General features: G+C 66.1%; 16 protein-coding genes. 7 read left to right on the top strand and 9 right to left on the bottom strand.

Annotation, left to right across the window (positions count from 1 at the left end):
• The first annotated feature begins 49 nt into the window (after positions 1 to 49).
• On the top strand, positions 50 to 2,041 hold the full coding sequence (locus QF040_RS24925; protein WP_429613256.1) for a cation:proton antiporter: 1,992 nt from the start codon (positions 50 to 52) through the stop codon (positions 2,039 to 2,041).
• Positions 2,042 to 2,158: 117 nt separating this feature from the next.
• On the opposite strand, the gene QF040_RS24920 is transcribed toward QF040_RS24925, so the two are convergent.
• From QF040_RS24920 to rpmH, 7 genes are all read right to left on the bottom strand, one after another.
• A complete protein-coding gene (locus tag QF040_RS24920; protein ID WP_429613255.1) occupies positions 2,159 to 3,085 on the bottom strand; it encodes a zinc-ribbon domain-containing protein in 927 nt (308 codons plus the stop codon).
• A gap of 106 nt (positions 3,086 to 3,191) precedes the next feature.
• Positions 3,192 to 3,653, bottom strand: a complete 462-nt coding sequence (locus QF040_RS24915) for a Crp/Fnr family transcriptional regulator (RefSeq protein ID WP_429613254.1) — start codon at positions 3,651 to 3,653, stop codon at positions 3,192 to 3,194.
• 100 nt (positions 3,654 to 3,753) lie between these two features.
• On the bottom strand, positions 3,754 to 5,163 hold the full coding sequence (mnmE, locus tag QF040_RS24910; RefSeq protein ID WP_429613253.1) for a tRNA uridine-5-carboxymethylaminomethyl(34) synthesis GTPase MnmE: 1,410 nt from the start codon (positions 5,161 to 5,163) through the stop codon (positions 3,754 to 3,756).
• Between the two features lie 77 nt (positions 5,164 to 5,240).
• Entirely contained in the window at positions 5,241 to 6,932 is a 1,692-nt protein-coding gene (yidC, locus tag QF040_RS24905) for a membrane protein insertase YidC (protein ID WP_429613252.1), read from the bottom strand.
• The gene (gene yidD, locus QF040_RS24900) at positions 6,929 to 7,216 is read right to left on the bottom strand and encodes a membrane protein insertion efficiency factor YidD (protein ID WP_013544365.1); all 288 of its coding nucleotides are present in this window, start codon (positions 7,214 to 7,216) and stop codon (positions 6,929 to 6,931) included. Before yidD ends, yidC begins: the two co-directional genes overlap by 4 nt.
• Positions 7,213 to 7,638: a ribonuclease P protein component gene (locus QF040_RS24895; RefSeq protein ID WP_429613251.1), complete on the bottom strand. Its 426-nt coding sequence runs from the start codon at positions 7,636 to 7,638 to the stop codon at positions 7,213 to 7,215. The genes yidD and QF040_RS24895 overlap by 4 nt, the downstream gene beginning before the upstream one ends.
• An 86-nt stretch (positions 7,639 to 7,724) precedes the next feature.
• Positions 7,725 to 7,859 (bottom strand): 50S ribosomal protein L34, encoded by a 135-nt coding sequence (rpmH, locus tag QF040_RS24890; protein WP_007834827.1) that lies wholly within the window; start codon positions 7,857 to 7,859, stop codon positions 7,725 to 7,727.
• 288 nt (positions 7,860 to 8,147) lie between these two features.
• Between rpmH and dnaA the strand changes: the two genes are divergently transcribed.
• From dnaA to gyrB, 3 genes are all read left to right on the top strand, one after another.
• Entirely contained in the window at positions 8,148 to 9,527 is a 1,380-nt protein-coding gene (dnaA, locus tag QF040_RS24885) for a chromosomal replication initiator protein DnaA (RefSeq protein ID WP_013538471.1), read from the top strand.
• A gap of 89 nt (positions 9,528 to 9,616) precedes the next feature.
• The gene (gene dnaN / locus QF040_RS24880; RefSeq protein ID WP_013538472.1) at positions 9,617 to 10,723 is read left to right on the top strand and encodes a DNA polymerase III subunit beta; all 1,107 of its coding nucleotides are present in this window, start codon (positions 9,617 to 9,619) and stop codon (positions 10,721 to 10,723) included.
• Between the two features lie 135 nt (positions 10,724 to 10,858).
• Positions 10,859 to 13,480 (top strand): DNA topoisomerase (ATP-hydrolyzing) subunit B, encoded by a 2,622-nt coding sequence (gene gyrB, locus QF040_RS24875; RefSeq protein WP_429613250.1) that lies wholly within the window; start codon positions 10,859 to 10,861, stop codon positions 13,478 to 13,480.
• A gap of 126 nt (positions 13,481 to 13,606) precedes the next feature.
• Here the strand turns inward: gyrB and QF040_RS24870 are convergent, their stop codons facing one another.
• Positions 13,607 to 13,867 carry a hypothetical protein gene (locus QF040_RS24870; protein ID WP_307511779.1) on the bottom strand — a complete coding sequence of 87 codons (261 nt, stop codon included), beginning with the start codon at positions 13,865 to 13,867 and terminating at the stop codon, positions 13,607 to 13,609.
• A gap of 298 nt (positions 13,868 to 14,165) precedes the next feature.
• On the opposite strand from QF040_RS24870, the gene QF040_RS24865 reads away from it, so the two are divergent.
• The 3 genes from QF040_RS24865 to QF040_RS24855 all read left to right on the top strand — a co-directional run bounded on the left by QF040_RS24865 (position 14,166) and on the right by QF040_RS24855 (position 16,700).
• Positions 14,166 to 14,684, top strand: coding sequence for a hypothetical protein (locus tag QF040_RS24865; RefSeq protein ID WP_429613249.1), 519 nt, complete (start codon positions 14,166 to 14,168; stop codon positions 14,682 to 14,684).
• A 137-nt stretch (positions 14,685 to 14,821) separates the two neighbouring features.
• Positions 14,822 to 15,319: a hypothetical protein gene (locus QF040_RS24860; protein WP_429613248.1), complete on the top strand. Its 498-nt coding sequence runs from the start codon at positions 14,822 to 14,824 to the stop codon at positions 15,317 to 15,319.
• Between the two features lie 133 nt (positions 15,320 to 15,452).
• Entirely contained in the window at positions 15,453 to 16,700 is a 1,248-nt protein-coding gene (locus QF040_RS24855; protein WP_429613247.1) for a metallophosphoesterase, read from the top strand.
• A gap of 17 nt (positions 16,701 to 16,717) precedes the next feature.
• Here QF040_RS24855 and QF040_RS24850 read toward each other — a convergent pair whose 3' ends face one another.
• Entirely contained in the window at positions 16,718 to 17,215 is a 498-nt protein-coding gene (locus tag QF040_RS24850; protein WP_429613246.1) for a polyhydroxyalkanoate granule-associated phasin, read from the bottom strand.
• Between the last annotated feature and the right edge of the window lie 135 nt (positions 17,216 to 17,350).

The raw sequence follows: 17,350 nt of genomic DNA, 5'->3' as shown, positions 1-17,350 counted from the left end.
TTGTCCCGGGGAAGCCCGGGGCACGGACATTGCTCTAGCATCGGCGCCCATGTCTTCCTTCGATCTCACGCTGTTGTACCTGCTGGCCGCGGTGATCGGCGTGGTGGTCTGCAGGTCGCTCAAGCTGCCGCCGATGCTGGGCTATCTCTCGGCGGGCGTGCTGATCGGACCGCACGCGTTGGCATTGACGGGAAGCACGGAGACCGAGGGCATCCGGCACCTGGGCGAATTCGGCGTGGTGTTCCTCATGTTCGTGATCGGGCTCGAGTTCAGCCTGCCCAAGCTGCGGGCGATGCGCAAGCACGTGTTCGGGTTGGGCCTGCTGCAGGTGCTGCTCACCATGGCCATCGCCACGGCCGGCGCCCTGGTCATCGCCACGCAGCTGCCGTCGGCCTGGCGCCTGGGCTGGCAGACGGCGCTGGCGCTCTCGGGCGCACTCACCATGAGCAGCACCGCCATCGTGGTCAAGCTGATGTCCGAGCGGCTGGAGCTCGAGAGCGAACACGGCAAGCGCGTGATGGGCGTGCTGCTGTTCCAGGACTTGGCCGTGGTGCCACTGCTGGTGCTGATTCCCGCGCTGGGCGCGCCGCCCGAGGCGCTGGCCAAGGCGCTCGGCCTCGCGCTGGTGAAGGCAACCGTGCTGATCGGCCTCCTGCTCTACGGCGGACCGCGCGTGATGCGCTGGTGGCTCACCCTCGTCGCGCGGCGACGCAGCGAAGAGCTCTTCATCCTGAACGTGCTGCTGATCACGCTGGGGCTCGCATGGCTGACCGAGCTGGCCGGCCTGAGCCTCGCGCTGGGCGCCTTCATCGCCGGCATGCTGGTGTCGGAGACCGAATACAAGCACCAGGTCGAGACCGACATCCGACCGTTCCACGACGTGCTGCTCGGGCTGTTCTTCATCACGGTCGGCATGTCGCTCGACTGGCACATCGTGGTCGACCGCTGGCTGCTGGTGGCCGTGCTGCTGCTGGTGCCGCTCTTCTTCAAGCTGGCGCTGGTGACGCTGCTCGCGCGGGTGCTGGGCGCGACCTCGGGCGTGTCGCTGCGCACTGGTCTTTATCTTGCGCAGGCCGGCGAGTTCGGCTTCGTGCTGCTGACGCTCGCGCAGGACAAGAGCCTGCTGCCGCCCTGGCTCGCGAACCCGGTGCTGGCCTCGATGGTGCTGTCGATGCTCGCGACGCCGTTCATCATCATGTACAGCAACGCCATCGTGCGAAAGCTGGTGGCCAGCGACTGGCTGCAGCAGTCGCTGCAGATGACGAGCATCGCGCGCAAGACCATCAACACCGCCCGGCACGTGATCATCTGCGGCTACGGGCGCTGCGGGCAGAACCTGGCGCGCATCCTGGAGCGCGAGGGCATTCCGTACATGGCGCTCGACCTCGACCCCGACCGCGTGCGCCAGGCCGCCGCCGCCGGCGACTCGGTGGTGTTCGGCGACGCGGCGCGGCTGCAGGCGCTGATGGCCGCGGGCCTCGCCCGCGCCAGCGCGGTGGTCGTCACGTACCTCGACGTGCCCGGCGCGATGAAGGTGCTGGCCAACACCCGCGCCCACGCGGCCCATGTGCCGGTGATCGTGCGCACCCAGGACGACCACGACCTCGAGAAGCTGCAGGCGGCAGGCGCGACCGAGGTGGTGCCCGAGGCCATCGAGGGTTCGCTGATGCTCGCGAGCCATGCGCTGGCGCTGGTCGGCGTGCCGATGCGGCGCGTGATCCGCGTGGTGCAGGACCAGCGCGACGCGCGCTACAACCTGCTGCGCGGCTACTTCCACGGCGCCGACGACGACAACGCCGACGAGATCGACCACGAGCGGCTCAACAGCTTCACCCTGACCCCCGGCTCCCGCGCCATCGGCCAGACTCTGGAGCAACTGGCGCTGGACACGCTGGGCGTACGCGTCGCCACCCTGCGCCGCCAGGACGGCCAGGCGCGCGTGCCCACCGGCGAGACCGTGCTGACCGATGGCGACACGCTGGTGCTGTCAGGCAAACCCACGGCCCTGGCCATCGCGATCGAACGCCTCCAAAAAGGCTGACGTCCCCTTCAGGAAGACCGAGGAACCGTCCGGCGGGCCTTGGATATTGCCGCCTGAGGCGGGTAGGCGAAGCGGACACGAAGTGCCGCGCAGCCTGGGCCAAGCTCAGTGCCCGCGCTAATTCACCAGAGTGGGGTTGCGCTTTTCTTCTTCGATGCGCTGCTGGCGCCGCACCGCTTCGCACTGCGCGTGCGCCTTGAACTCAGGCTTGAGGCACTGCGTCGCCATGCACTGGGCCTTGGCGATGAAGTTGCGTTCGCCGCACAGGGTTTGTGGCTCGGACGGCGCGGCTGGGGCGGAGGGCGGCGGTGCCGCCGCCGCGGCAGCGGGGGCTGGCGCTTCGGGGGTTGCCGCCTGGGGCGCAGCGGTCGCCTGCTTGCGTGGCTTGGCAGCGGGCTTGGGCGCGGCCACTGGCGCAGCGTCTGCCGCGGGCGCTTCCGTGGCCGGCGCCTCGGGCGTCGCAACAGGCTCGGCAGGCGGAAGCTCCGCGGCCGGCGGTGCGGCGACGACCGGCGCCGGTGCGGGCGCAGCAACGGGCGGCGGCGGGATGTCGACCGGCTCGGCCGTCTTGCGGCTGCCATAGCCATACCAGCCCGCAACGACCATCACCACCGCGAGCACCAGCAGGCCGAGCCACAGCGCAAGGCCGCGTCGGCGCAGCGGCGGTTCGGGGGGCTCAGGCGGCCGGGGAACCTTGACCCGCGAGCGCTTCCGCTCGGACCGTCCGACAGAGGACGACGCCGACGCGGCCGGCTGGCCGGGCGCCAGGATCACAGTGCGCTCGTCGCCTGGCACAGCAGCGGGTCTGCCGAAAAAGCTGCGCGAGGACGGCGCAGGCTCGGGCAGGTCGAACAGCGGCGCTGGAATCGTCGGCGCCCGCAACTGGGCGGGCGCGGTGGTGGCCCATTCGCGGTCGGCCTGGCTGTCCGGGCTGGGGGGAGGAGGAATACGGCTGGCCGTTGCGGACAGCGTCGTGCCACAGCTCTTGCAGAAATTCGCGCTCTCGCGGTTTTCCGTGCTGCAGACCGGACAGATCGAGGCCATGGCTTACTTACTGACTACTCTCGGGATCGAAAACAAGAACTTGCTGCGGGTGCGGCCTGCGAATCTGGGCTCGGGCTTTGCTGGGCACCGAAGACGCCTCAGCCTCTCAGGTCACCGCCACGCGCTTGGACCGGTGCGCCATGCGTTTGGCGATCACGGCGCCGAGCGCCATCGCGATCTCCAGCGCCATGTTGGGCTGGCGGTTCGACATTTCGGCAAAGCGGATCGCCGTGAGGCGCCAGACACGGCCCGCACCGGTGACGACGACGTTCGCCGAATGCGGCTGGCGGGAAAAGAAAGCACCTTCACCCACCACCGAACCCGGCGACAGCACGGCGAGGCGCATCTGCTCCTTGCTGCTGACGCGGTGCACGCTGATGGCGCCGCTCTCGACGAAGAACACGGAGCGGTCGGGCGTGTTCTGCTCGATCAGGACGTCGCCCACGCCGGTGTCGATGGGCTGCAGGTAACCGGCCACCGTGTCCCATTGCTGGACGGTGAACGTCAACGCAAAAGCGTCGGTGCTCGTGTTTTCCGCGATGGCGCGGCTCAGGTTCTGGATGGACATTTTTTTTCGACCCCCGCATGTGGGTTGAAGTATCCGCGAAGGCCGCGAGTTTCGGCTACAAGTGTTTACGTTTCGCCCGGCGACGCGTCGCCATGTGTCGCTATTTCCCGATACAGAAGCGCGAAAAGATGACCCCCAGCAGATCGTCAGCGCCGAACTCGCCGGTGATCTCGTTGAGCGCGTTCTGCGCCAGGCGCAGTTCCTCGGCCAGCAGGTCGAGCAGTTGAGCCTGGGCAGCAAGATGGCTGGCGGCCAGCGCCAGGTGCGTCTCGACCTTGCCCAATGCCTGCACATGGCGCGCCCGCGCGAGGTAGACGCCTTCGGGCACGGACTGCCAGCCGGCCATCGCCAGCAACTGGTCGCGCAAAGCTTCGATGCCGAGACCGGTCTTCGCGGACAGCGCGATGCCTTCGGCCGGGGCGGCAGTCGGCGCGGCGTCCTGCTTGTTCCAGACATCGAGCACCGGCACGCTCGCGGGCAGCTTGCCCTGGAGCCCGCGCAGGATCTCGGCGTCGGCGGCGGCGTAGTCCGGCTGGTCGGCGCGCGTCAGGTCGTGGAGGAACAGCACCGCATCGGCGCTTTCGATCTGGCCCCAGGCGCGCGCCACGCCGATCTGCTCGACCTCGTCGCTGCTTTCGCGCAGGCCCGCAGTGTCGGCCACATGCAGCGGCACGCCGTGGATCTGGATCGTCTGCGAGACCACGTCGCGCGTGGTGCCCGCCACCGCGCTCACGATGGCCAGTTCGGCGCCGGCCAAGGCGTTGAGCAGCGAACTCTTGCCCGCGTTCGGCTGGCCCGCGATGACGACCTTGATGCCTTCGCGCAGCAGGGCGCCCTGTTTGGCGCGCTGCTGAACGGCGGCGAGCTGCGACTGCAGCCTGGCGAGTTGCCCGGTGGCATCGGCCTTCTGCAGGAAGTCGATTTCTTCCTCCGGAAAGTCGAGCGTCGCCTCGACCAGCATGCGCAGATGGATCAGCGCATCGCGCAGCGTGTGGATCTCGCGCGAGAAGGCGCCCGACAGCGAGCGCCCGGCGCTGCGCGCGGCGGCCTCGGTGCTGGCGTCGATCAGGTCGGCGATCGCCTCGGCTTGGGCCAGATCGATCTTGCCGTTGAGGAAGGCGCGCTGGCTGAATTCGCCGGGCTCCGCCACGCGCAGGCCCGGCAGGCGCGGGCGCCCGGTGGCCGAATCGGCTTCCGCCGCCGCTTCGAGGCAGCGCGCCAGCAGCAACTGCAGCACGACGGTCCCGCCGTGAGCCTGCAGCTCGAGCACATCCTCGCCGGTGAAGGAGTTCGGCGAAGGAAAGTGGATCGCCAGCCCATGATCGACCGGCTCGCCGTCGGCATCGCGGAACGGCAGGTACGTCGCCTCGCGCGGCTTGAGCGCACGTCCGCAGATGGCGTCGATCAAGGGCGCCAGCCGCGCGCCGGACACCCGCACGATGCCCACCGCCCCGCGCCCCGAGGCGGTGGCGATGGCGACGATGGGATCGGTGGTGCGGGCGAAGGTCATGGCAAGAGCGCGATTCTTTCAGCAAAAAAGGAAAAGGGCCGCGATGCGGCCCTTTGCGGTCACGGTGGTCGTGCGGCTTACTTGCCCAGCACGCCCAGCCGCTTGTTGATGAACCACTGCTGCGCGATCGACAGCACGTTGTTCGTGATCCAGTACAGCACCAGGCCGGCCGGGAAGAAGATGAACATCACGCTGAACGCGAGCGGCATGATCCACATCAGCTTGGCCTGCATCGGATCGGGCGGCGTCGGGTTGAGCCAGGTCTGGAACAGCGACGTGGCGGTCATCACGACCGGCAGGATGTACCAGGGGTCCGGTGCCGAGAGGTCGGTGATCCAGCCGATCCACGGGGCGTGGCGCATTTCGACCGACGACAGCAGCACCCAGTAGAGCGCGATGAACACCGGGATCTGGATCACGATCGGGAAGCAGCCGCCCATCGGATTGACCTTCTCGGTCTTGTAGATCCGCATCATTTCCTGCTGCATCTCTTGCGGCTTGTCTTTGAGCCGCTCGCGCATTTCCATGATCTTGGGGTTGATGGCCTTCATCTTGGCCATGCTGGCGTAAGCCTTGGCGTTGAGCCAGTAGAAGGCCGCCTTCAGCAACACCACCAGCGCCACGATCGCCCAGCCCCAGTTGCCCAGGATGCCGTGCAGTTGCGTGAGCAGCCAGTACAGCGGCTTGGAGATGATCGCGAAGATGCCGTAGTCCTTCACCAGGTCCAGGCCGGGGGCGATGGCTTCGAGCTTCCGTTCTTCTTCGGGACCGGCGAACAGCACGCTGTTCACGGTCTGCGTCGCGCCCGGAGCGATCTTCGGCAGCGTGGCCACCATGGCGACGGTGAAGAGGTTGTCGCCCAGGTCCTTCACGCGGAATTCGCGGCGCAATTGCTCGCTGGCGGGATCGCCCTTGAGCAGCCAGGCCGACGCGAAGTAATGCTGCACCATCGCGATCCAGCCGTCGTTGGCGGGCGGCGGCGGTTCGATCTTGCCCTTGGCGATGTCCTTGAAGTCGAGCTTGTGGAACTTCTTCTCGTTGGTGTACGCGGCGGGACCGGTGAAGGTGTTGGTGCCGAACATGGTGCCGGCGGCCACCGTGCCGTGGCGCAGGAGCTGCATGTAGAGCTGCGCGTCGCGCGGCTGGTCGCTCACGTTGGCCACTTCGTGGCGCACGCCGATGGCGTAGTCGCCCCGGTGGAACACGTAGGTCTTGGTGTACTTCAGGCCGCCGACGGGGGCGCTCTCGAAGCTCACTTCCAGCGTGTTCTGGCCATCGGCCATTTCGCGCGAGCCGGCCTTCGGCGTCATCGGCGTCAGGTGGTTGGGAAAGCGGTCACCGGTATCGATGGTGTTCAGCAGGCCGGTCTGCGCCACGTAGCGGGTGGCGGGCGAGCCGTTTTCGAACAGCACGACGCGCTTGGTGCGGTCGGCTTCGTCGTACTTCTGCAGTTCGAGGTGGTTGACCGTGCCGCCTTCGCTGTCGATCGTGGCCTTGAACAGGTCGGTGGTCACGACGACCTGCTCGCGGGGAGCGGCGGCCGCAGCCTGCGTGGGCACGGCGCCCGCGTTGCCGCTGGTACCGGATGCCGTCGGCACGCCGTTATTGGCTGCGGGCGGGGTGCCGGCCGGGGCGGTGGCGACGGCGGCTGGCTTGCTCGACGGCAGGAAGGTCGGCTTGTTGCCGTTGAAGACCTGCCATTGGTCCCACAGCAATACCAGCGAGAACCCAAAAATCACCCACAGGATCGTGCGGCGGATATCGTTCATGACGAAGACTTCTTGTCGGAGGAGAGAAGAGACGAAAACAGCGAGCCTGACTTGTCAGTGCGACACGGTGATTTCGGTGGAACCGGATCGTGGCCGCCCTGGCACCAGGGCTGGCAGCGCGCGATGCGGTGCAGAGTGAGGTAGCTGCCCTTGAGCGCGCCGTGCACTTCCAGCGCCTCGATCGAATACACCGAGCAGGTCGGCGTGAAGCGACACGACTGGCCGAGCCAGGGGCTCAGCAGCAGGCGGTAGCCCTTCACGAGGCCGATCAGCAGGCGTTTCATGAGGAGGAGGGCGAAGAAGGTGCAGGTGCAGGTGCCGGTGCGGGCGAACGCGCGGCACGCGCCAGCAACTGCTGGAGTTCGGCGCGCACGGCGCCCTTGAGCTTGTCCGAGGAGGCGCTCACGAATTCCTTGCGGTCGAAACCCGCCCGCAGCCGCACCACGTGCGCGGCACGGGGCAGGGCGACGTCGGGTGCGGCGCTCACGGTGTAGATCTGGCGCTTGATGGCATTGCGCGTGACGGCACGGCGCGCCCAGCGCTTGGGCACCATGGCGCCCAGCCAGACATCGTCAGACGCGAACAGCGGAGCCGCGCTCGATGCGAGATCGAGCGCACAGCGATGCAATGCGAAATGAGCAGTGCGCGCCACGGTGGCACCTGCGAGGACGGCCTGGAATTGCGCGCGGGTCTTGAGCCGCTGCATGGAAACCGAGCCTGACACGCCGTGTGCGCTAGCTGAAGGAGCTGGCGCTGGCGGGTCGGCTGCTGGCAACGGCAGGTGGGTTGCCGTCAGACGGCCAGGCGCTTGCGGCCCTTGGCGCGGCGTGCGTTGATGACGGCACGGCCGCCGCGGGTCTTCATGCGGACCAGAAAGCCGTGGGTACGGGCGCGGCGGACTTTGGATGCTTGGTATGTGCGTTTCATGATGGTTCCTGATTCCCTGATTTCCGCATGCGAAAAGCAGCGGGCGCTGGGGGAGCGTGTTTCGGATGGCCCCCGAAAGACGCAATGAGGTTTTCAGGGAAACCCGCAATTATCGCAAACATTCGGCCCGGGAACAATCTTCGACTGGATTTGCGGGCCTTTCGCAGCCGTCCACAGCGTGTGGATAAGGTTTTGACAAGTTAGAATGCCCGGCGCCTTCCAGCAGAGAATATCCACAATACCTATACCAAGAAATGCCCGAGGGATTCACCACTTTTCAAAGCGCCCATGTCGACTGACGGCATCGGCGAAAGCCTCTGGCAGGCCTGCGTCGACCAGCTCGCGCAGGAGCTGTCCGAGCAGCAGTTCAACACCTGGATCAAGCCCCTGACCGCACAGGTCGCCGACGACCTGTCGCGCATGACGGTGTTCGTCGCAAACCGCTTCAAGCTCGACTGGATCCGCGCCCAGTACGCCGGCAAGATCGCCGCCATGGCCGAGAAGATGTATGGCCAGCCGGTGGCCGTCGAGTTAGCGCTTGCTCCTCGCGAAGCGCCCGTGCGCTCTGCACCCATCGCCGTGATGACCGAGACCGACGTGCCGCGCGACGTGGCCGGTCCGGGCGAGGAGCCAGCCGCTGCTGGCTTCAAGAACCGCCTGAATTCAGGCCTCACTTTCGACACCCTCGTCGAAGGCACGGCCAATCGCATGGCACGCGCCGCCGCGATGCACGTGGCCGGCATGCCGGGCCATCTGTACAACCCGCTTTTCATCTACGGCGGCGTCGGCCTGGGCAAGACCCACCTGATGCACGCTGTGGGCAACCGGCTGCTGGCCGATCGCCCCGATTCCAAAGTTCTCTACATCCACGCCGAGCAATTCGTGTCGGATGTGGTCAAGGCCTATCAGCGCAAGACTTTCGATGAGTTCAAGGAGCGGTATCACTCGCTCGACCTGTTGCTGATCGACGATGTGCAGTTCTTCGCCAACAAGGACCGCACGCAGGAAGAATTCTTCAACGCGTTCGAGGCCCTGCTCGCCAAGAAGTCGCACATCGTGATGACCAGCGACACCTACCCCAAGGGCCTGGCCGACATCCACGAGCGACTGGTTTCGCGCTTCGATTCCGGCCTCACGGTGGCCATCGAGCCGCCCGAGCTCGAGATGCGCGTGGCCATTCTTATCAACAAGGCGCGCGCCGAATCGGCCGAGATGCCGGAAGAGGTGGCTTTCTTCGTTGCCAAGAACGTGCGCTCCAACGTGCGCGAGCTCGAAGGGGCGCTGCGCAAGATCCTGGCTTACTCGCGCTTCAACCAGAAGGAGATCTCGATCGCCCTGGCACGCGAGGCGCTGCGCGACCTGCTGTCGATCCAGAACCGGCAGATCTCGGTCGAGAATATCCAGAAGACGGTGGCCGACTACTACAAGATCAAGGTCGCCGACATGTACAGCAAGAAACGCCCGGCCAGCATTGCGCGGCCGCGGCAGATCGCGATGTACCTGGCCAAGGAACTCACGCAAAAAAGCCTGCCGGAAATCGGCGAACTGTTCGGCGGGCGCGACCACACGACGGTGCTGCACGCGGTGCGCAAGATCTCGGGGGAGCGCCAGCAGCTCACCGAGCTCAACCAGCAGCTGCACGTCCTCGAACAGACGCTCAAGGGCTGAAGCCGGATGTCATCGGGAATGCCCCTCGCGACAGCGGAGAATGGCGTCTTACAAGCTGATTCAAAGAGATAAGAGAAGAGGAAGAAGACATGATCGTTTTGAAGGCAACCCAAGACAAGGTTCTTGCAGCGCTGCAGTCGGTGTCGGGCATCGTCGAGCGGCGCCACACGCTGCCGATCCTGGCGAACGTGCTGATCCGCAAGACCGGCGGCCAGCTCCAGCTGACCACCAGCGACCTCGAGATCCAGATCCGCACCACCGCCGAGCTGGGTGGCGACGAAGGCAACTTCACCACCACCATCGGCGCGCGCAAGCTCATCGACATCCTGCGCACCATGCCGGCCGACCAGACCGTGAGCCTGGAATCGAGCGCGAGCAAGCTGGTGCTCAAGGGCGGCAAGAGCCGCTTCACGCTGCAGTCGCTGCCCGCCGAAGACTTTCCGCTGGTGCAGGAAGCCGCCAATTTCGGCCCCGTGTTCAGCGTGCCGCAAAAGACGCTGAAGGACCTGCTCTCGCAGGTCTCGTTCGCGATGGCCGTGCATGACATCCGCTACTACCTGAACGGCATCCTGTTCGTCGCCGAAGGCAAGCAGCTGAGCCTGGTGGCCACCGACGGCCACCGCCTGGCGTTCTCCTCGGCCATGCTGGACGTCGAAGTGCCTCGTCAAGAAGTGATCCTTCCGCGCAAGACGGTGCTCGAAATGCAGCGCCTCCTGTCCGATGCCGAAGGCGCCATCGAGATGCAGTTCGCGAACAACCAGGCCAAGTTCAGCTTCGGCGGCATGGAATTCGTCACCAAGCTGGTCGAGGGCAAGTTCCCCGACTACAACCGCGTGATTCCGAAGAACCACAAGAACACCGTCACGCTCGGCCGCGCGCCGCTCCTGGCCAGCCTGCAGCGCACCGCCATCCTGACCAGCGAGAAGTTCAAGGGCGTGCGCCTGAACATCGAGCCCGGCACGCTGCGCATCGCATCGAACAACGCCGAGCAGGAAGAGGCGCAAGACGAGCTCGACATCGACTACGGCGGCGACGCCATCGAGATCGGCTTCAACGTCACCTACCTGATCGACGCGCTGTCCAACATGGACCAGGACATGGTCAAGCTGGACCTGGCCGACTCCAACAGCTCGGCCTTGTTAACCATCCCCGAGAACGCATCTTTCAAGTACGTCGTGATGCCGATGCGTATCTAGCAGACAGACCACACAGCGCCTTGCGCAGACAACCCGCGGCCCTCCGCGGGTTTGCGCTTTCAAGAGGCGCCGAATTGAGTTCTTGAGAGCCCGAAAAATCACGTCGATGACGTGAGAGAGATAGAGGAATATCGAATGAGTGCAGAAGAAAACAAGCCCGAAGTCCCGCACACCGAGCCGGTCTACACGCCTGAAGTCCAGATCGTCGCGCCCGAGGTCATCCTGGCCGACACCAGCTACGGCGAAGGCTCGATCACGATCCTGGAAGGGCTTGAAGCCGTGCGCAAGCGCCCCGGCATGTACATCGGCGATACCTCCGACGGCACGGGCCTGCACCATCTCGTGTTCGAAGTCGTGGACAACTCCATCGACGAAGCGCTCGCGGGCCATTGCGACGACATCGTCGTGACCATCCACAGCGACAACTCCATCTCCGTCACCGACAACGGCCGCGGCATCCCGACCGGCGTGAAGATGGACGACAAGCACGAGCCCAAGCGCTCGGCCGCCGAAATCGCGCTCACCGAGCTGCACGCGGGCGGCAAGTTCAACCAGAACAGCTACAAGGTCTCGGGCGGCCTGCACGGCGTGGGCGTGTCCTGCGTGAACGCGCTGAGCATCAAGCTGCGCCTGATCGTGCGCCGCGAAGGCAAGATCCACGAACTCGAATTCAGCCGCGGCTTCGTGCAGAACCGCCTGCTCGAAACGGTGAACGGCTTCGAGGTGTCGCCCATGAAGATCATCGGCGACACCGACAAGCGCGGCACCGAAGTGCACTTCCTGCCGGACACGGAAATCTTCAAGGAAAACAACGATTTCCACTACGAGATCCTGTCCAAGCGCCTGCGCGAACTGAGCTTCCTGAACAACGGCGTGCGCATCCGCCTGCTCGACGAGCGCACCGGCAAGGAAGACGACTTCTCGGGTGCCGGCGGCGTGCGCGGTTTTGTGGAATTCATCAACAAGGGCAAGACCGTCCTGCATCCGAACTCGTTCTATGCAGCGGGCGAGAAGCCGGCCGACACCTACGGCGGCATCCCCGGCACGCACATCGGCGTCGAAGTGGCGATGCAGTGGAACAGCGGCTACAACGAGCAAGTCCTCTGTTTCACCAACAACATCCCTCAGCGTGACGGCGGCACCCACCTGACCGGCCTGCGCGCTGCGATGACCCGCGTCATCAACAAGTACATCGAAGAGAACGAGTTCGCCAAGAAGGCGAAGGTCGAGGTCACCGGCGATGACATGCGCGAAGGCCTGTGCTGCGTGCTGAGCGTGAAGGTGCCGGAGCCCAAGTTCTCCAGCCAGACCAAGGACAAGCTGGTGTCCAGCGAAGTGCGCGCGCCGGTGGAAGACATCGTCGGCCGCCTGCTCACCGACTACCTGCAGGAGCGCCCGAACGACGCCAAGATCATCTGCGGCAAGATCGTCGAAGCCGCCCGCGCCCGCGAGGCCGCCCGCAAGGCCCGCGAAATGACGCGCCGCAAGGGCGTGCTCGACGGCATGGGCCTGCCCGGCAAGCTGGCCGACTGCCAGGAAAAAGATCCTGCCCTGTGCGAGGTCTACCTGGTGGAGGGCGACTCCGCCGGCGGCTCCGCCAAGCAGGGCCGCGACCGGAAGTTCCAGGCCATCCTGCCGCTGCGCGGCAAGATCCTGAACGTCGAAAAAGCGCGCTACGAAAAGCTGCTCACCAGCAATGAAATTCTCACGATGATCACCGCGCTGGGCACCGGCATCGGCCGCGCCGGCGCGACGACTGCGGGTGGCGGGGCCGACGACTTCAACGTCGCCAAGCTGCGCTACCACCGCATCATCATCATGACCGACGCCGACGTCGACGGCGCCCACATCCGCACGCTGCTGCTCACCTTCTTCTACCGGCAGATGCCCGAGCTGGTCGAGCGCGGCCACATCTACATCGCGCAGCCGCCGCTCTACAAGGTGAAGGTCGGCAAGGAAGAGCAGTACCTGAAGGATGGCCCCGCGCTCGACGCCTTCCTTCTCAAGGTGGCGCTGAAGGACGCGCGCATCGAGACCGGCGGCGCGAGCTCGACCACGCTCACCGGCGACACCCTGGCCGAGCTGGCGCGCAAGCACCAGGTGGCCGAGTCCGTGATTGCGCGCCTGCGCAACTTCATGGACGCGGAGGCCCTGCGCGCCATCGCCGACGGCGTGGCGCTCGACCTGGACACCACGCCCGCCGCCGAGGCCTCGGCCGTCGCGCTGCAGGCCAAGCTGCGCGAACTCAACACGACCGGCATTCCGGCCGAGGTGAGCAACGAGTTCGACGCCCGCACCGACAAGCCGCTCCTGCGCATCAGCCGCCGCCACCACGGCAACATCAAGAGCAGCGTGATCACGCAGGACTTCGTGCACGGCGCCGATTACGCGGCACTGGCCGAAGCAGCCAACACCTTCCGTGGCCTCTTGAGCACCGAAGGCGCGCTGGTCAAGCGCGGCGAGGGCGAGCGCGCCAAGGAAGAAAAGGTCGACGATTTCCGCCAGGCCATGAAGTGGCTCATCAGCGAAGCCGAACGCGCCACCTCGCGCCAGCGCTACAAGGGCCTGGGCGAAATGAACCCCGAACAGCTGTGGGAAACCACGATGGACCCGACCGTGCGCCGCCTCCTGCGCGTGCAGATCGACGACGCGATCGAAGCGGATCGCGTGTTCACGATGCTGATGGGCGATGAGGTGGAGCCGCGGCGGGAGTTCATCGAGCAGAACGCGCTGCGGGCGGCGAATATCGACGTCTGAGCGAGCGCGTATTTCCAGCGCAATTGCCGTAATCCTCCACCGGGGATTACGGCAATTTTTATTGCGCCGGTGCTTCGGCTTCAGACGATCAGCAGATCGTCGTTTGATCGTGGTCGCGTCGGACCGCTAGCTCTTCACGCGACCAGGTTGCCCACGGCCCTGAACCGCAGCCGCCACACGCGCGATCCCGCCCGTCCCGCTCGCAGCCCGCCCGATCAGCGCCCCGCCGGCCGCACCGGCCACCAGGCGCGCAATGAAAGACCGGCTGCGTCCCGAAATCAGCAGCAGCAACACACCCGCCCCGAGCACCGCCAGATGCTCGCCCGGAAAGTCGGCCCGTTGGGCATCGACCCGCTTGAATTCGTTGATCGTCGACTGGATGGTCATTCGAAAGCTCCTTCTGTAGTCATGCCCCCTTGATAGCCGGCGGCGTCGTGCACCGCTGTAGGCGCGAACCATGCACCCTTGCGGGCCGGGCTCAAAAGCGTTGCGTCTCAGGGTTTCCGTGAAGTCAGGGTCCGGAAACGGCCGCGATGCCCGTCACACAGTCGTCATCAGCTATTAAAACAATAGCGTTCAACTTCGATTGGAGGATCGTTCCTCGTAAACGCTATATCTAGCCCGACTCTTGCTAAGCAAAATCCTCGACGGATTTCACGTCATGCAAGATCGAGGACAACAAGCAATGAACCCTATGCGTCTCCGGCGGCCACTGGCCGCTTTGGTACTGGGCGGTACAGCAGCATTCCTCGGCGCCGTTTTGCCGGCGCACGCTTTCTCGAACCCGCCCATCCAGGTGGCGCAAGGCATCGAGTACATGTGCGGCGGCGCAGCCAAGGGCGAGGCCGACTTCATGGAAATGGTGGCGCCGCGCTGGGCCGCGACGATCGAGCTGGGCGTGAGCGACGGCAAGGGCGCGCAGTTCGCGGGCTTCCCGGCCAAGGCCTCGATCGAGATTCGCCAGAAATACACCGGCCAGACGGTGATGGACGTGCAAACGCAGGCGCCCTACATGCTTGCGCGCCTCGACCCGGGTGCCTACGACGTGAATGTCACGCTGGGCGGGCTGACGCTGACGCAGACGCTGATCGTGATTGCCGGCGTGCCGGGCCGCGCCTCGTTCCTCTGGCCGTCGAACTTCGACATGGCCTCGGTCACGCCGCCGATGCCGCAGGCGCTGGCGCAGACCTCCGCCGCTCGCTGAGCCCCAGCATCGGCCGCGCCACGGCCGCATGCGCGGCCTGTGGTGGCCGTCATCAGGTCAGTCAGCCTTTTCTAAGTCGTGCGCCGCACATTGGTGGCGTGGCTCTCGCCATCACGACCTGGAAAGGATTCAAGACCATGACCTCCCGTTTTACTTCCTCTTCTTCGCGCATGCGGCCGCTGGCTGCCGCCATGCTGTGCGGCGCTGTCCTGCTGGGGGCGCTGTCGTCGGCGCACGCGGCGGTGAATCCGCCGATCTACATGACGCACGGCGTCGAATACATGAGCGGCGGCATCGGCAGCGACGAAGCGCAGTTGATGGAGACGGTGTCGCCGCGCTGGCCCGCGACCTTCGAATTCGCGGTCAAGGACCACAAGGGCAGCGCCGATTTCGCGGCCGGCGTGCACGTCACGGTGCGCGACAGCAGCGGCACCAAGCTGCTGGACAACGTGGTGTCGGGTGGCCCCTTCATGGTGGCGCGGCTGGAGCCGGGCACCTACGAGGTCGAGGCGCGCATCGGCAGCCAGACGCTCAAGCAATCGCTCACTGTGCCGACCGGCGCGTCCGCCAAGGCCATCTTCGAATGGCCGGCAGGCACCGACATGGCTTCGGCCGGCACGCGCACGGTGCAGTGACGCGGCGGCGGCGGCTGCAGGTGCGGCTTGCCGGCGTCGCGGAAATCTGACGCTCCTCAAGCCACGGCGCCCGCTATCCGGGCGCCGTGCGCTATAGAAAAAATAGCGAGCACGGCGCCGTTGGGCGTCTTGAATGCGCGGCATGCGCCTTGCAGGTGGTGTATCCCGGGCGATGCCCGAACCCATTGCCCCGATGCCGATCCGCCCCCTGAGCGCCCTGACCGCGCTGTTGCACGTCTACATTGCGCTGCGCCTCGTGCCTGCGCTGGCCACGCTCACGCCTGCATGGCCGCTGGCGCTGGTGCTGCTGGCGGTGTCGGCGCTCACGATTCCGCTGCCTTTCGTCTCGCGCCGCATTGCGTCCAATGCCTCGATGGGCGAAGTGCTCAAGTGGGTCGGGCTGATCAGCATGGGCTGGTTCTCGTCGATGTTCGTGCTGACGCTGCTGCGCGATGCCGGCCTGCTGATTGCCTGGCTGGCGGGCGCGCTGGGCCCTGTGCAGGTGCGCTGGAATGCGCTCTTGCCGTGGAGCGCGCTGGCGGTGCTGGCGATGGCCACGGGCACATCGCTCGTCGGCTTCCTCAACGCGCGGCGCACGGCGAGCGTGAAACGCGTGGAGGTGCCGATCCGCGGACTGCCGGCGGCGCTCGAGGGCTTCACGATCGCGCAACTGAGCGACATCCACGTCGGGCCGACGATCAGGAGCGCCTACATCCAGCGCATCGTCGACGCGGTGAACCGGCTGGGCGCCGACGCCATCGCGATCACCGGCGACCTCGTGGACGGCACGGTGCCCGAACTGCGCGAGCACATCGCGCCGCTCGCGGGACTGCGCGCGCGGCACGGCACCTTCGTGGTCACGGGCAACCACGAGTACTACGCGGGCGCGCATGCGTGGATCGACGAACTGCGGCGGCTCGGCCTCAAGGTGTTGCTCAACGAGCACGTGGTGCTGCAGACGCGCAATGTGCGCGGTGCGCAGACCGATGAAGAGCTGTTCGAAAGCGCGCTGGTGCTGGCTGGCGTGACCGACTTCACCGCGGGGCACTTCGACGCCGCGCATGCGAGCGACCCGCACCTGGCGCTGTTCGATGCGCCGCCGCTGGTGCACACGCGCGTGCTGCTGGCGCACCAGCCGCGCAGCGCGACGGTGGCCGCCGCAGCGGGCTACCAGTTGCAGCTGTCGGGCCACACGCACGGCGGCCAGTTCTTTCCGTGGAACCTGTTCGTGCCGATGCAGCAGCCCTTCACGGCGGGCCTGCACCGATTGCACGACATGTGGATCTATGTGAGCCGGGGCACCGGCTACTGGGGCCCGCCGAAGCGCTTTGGCGCGCCTTCGGAAATCACGCTGCTGACGCTGGTGCCGGCTCGGCCCTGAGCCGCCCTTTTCTTTTTTCAGGATTGCAGTTCGGCCAGCCGGCGCGCGTTGGACGTTGCGGCCGCGTGGATCGGCTTGAGCCCTTCGCGCGCGATGCGGACGGCAACACCGGAGAGCTGGCTGGCCGCGCTCGCGGTGCGGGCCGCGGTCTGAACAAACGCATCGCTGCGCGCGGCGGCCTGTGCGGGGGTGACGCTGCCGGCCATCGAGAAGAAGGCCGTCGTGCCCTGGAGCCACTGCTGCAGCGCCTTGCTGGCCAGCGAGAAATGGCTGCTGTGCCACTGCTTGACCATCGCGATGCCCGATTCGCTCGCCGCGGCGAGCTTCTCGTGCCCCATGAGCTGGAACTCCGCCAAGTCGGCCGCGCTGGGCGTGAGGCCGGCTTTGGCGATGCGCTCGGTCCGCATGCGGATCACCGAGCCGGAGGACAGCAGCATCTCGTTGGTCTTCTGGGCCAGGTCGAGCCACTGCATGAGCGGATGGGCCAGACGGGCGGTGGAACTGAGAGATGACATGTGAGGGGCCGATGCGTGGGGAGGAGAACCCACTATAGGCCTCGACCGTTTCGAATTGCTGCGGCGCAGCAATTTCAGACTGCATTCTTGTTGAACAAGTCCTACCTTCGGATGTGGAAATTACGTGCGACGGCA

The organism is Variovorax sp. W2I14, assembly GCF_050435205.1.
Taxonomy (GTDB): Bacteria; Pseudomonadota; Gammaproteobacteria; order Burkholderiales; family Burkholderiaceae_C; genus Variovorax; species Variovorax paradoxus_C.
The sequence above is the reverse complement of the archived record's forward strand: the minus strand, read 5'-3'. Positions and strand labels throughout refer to the sequence as shown.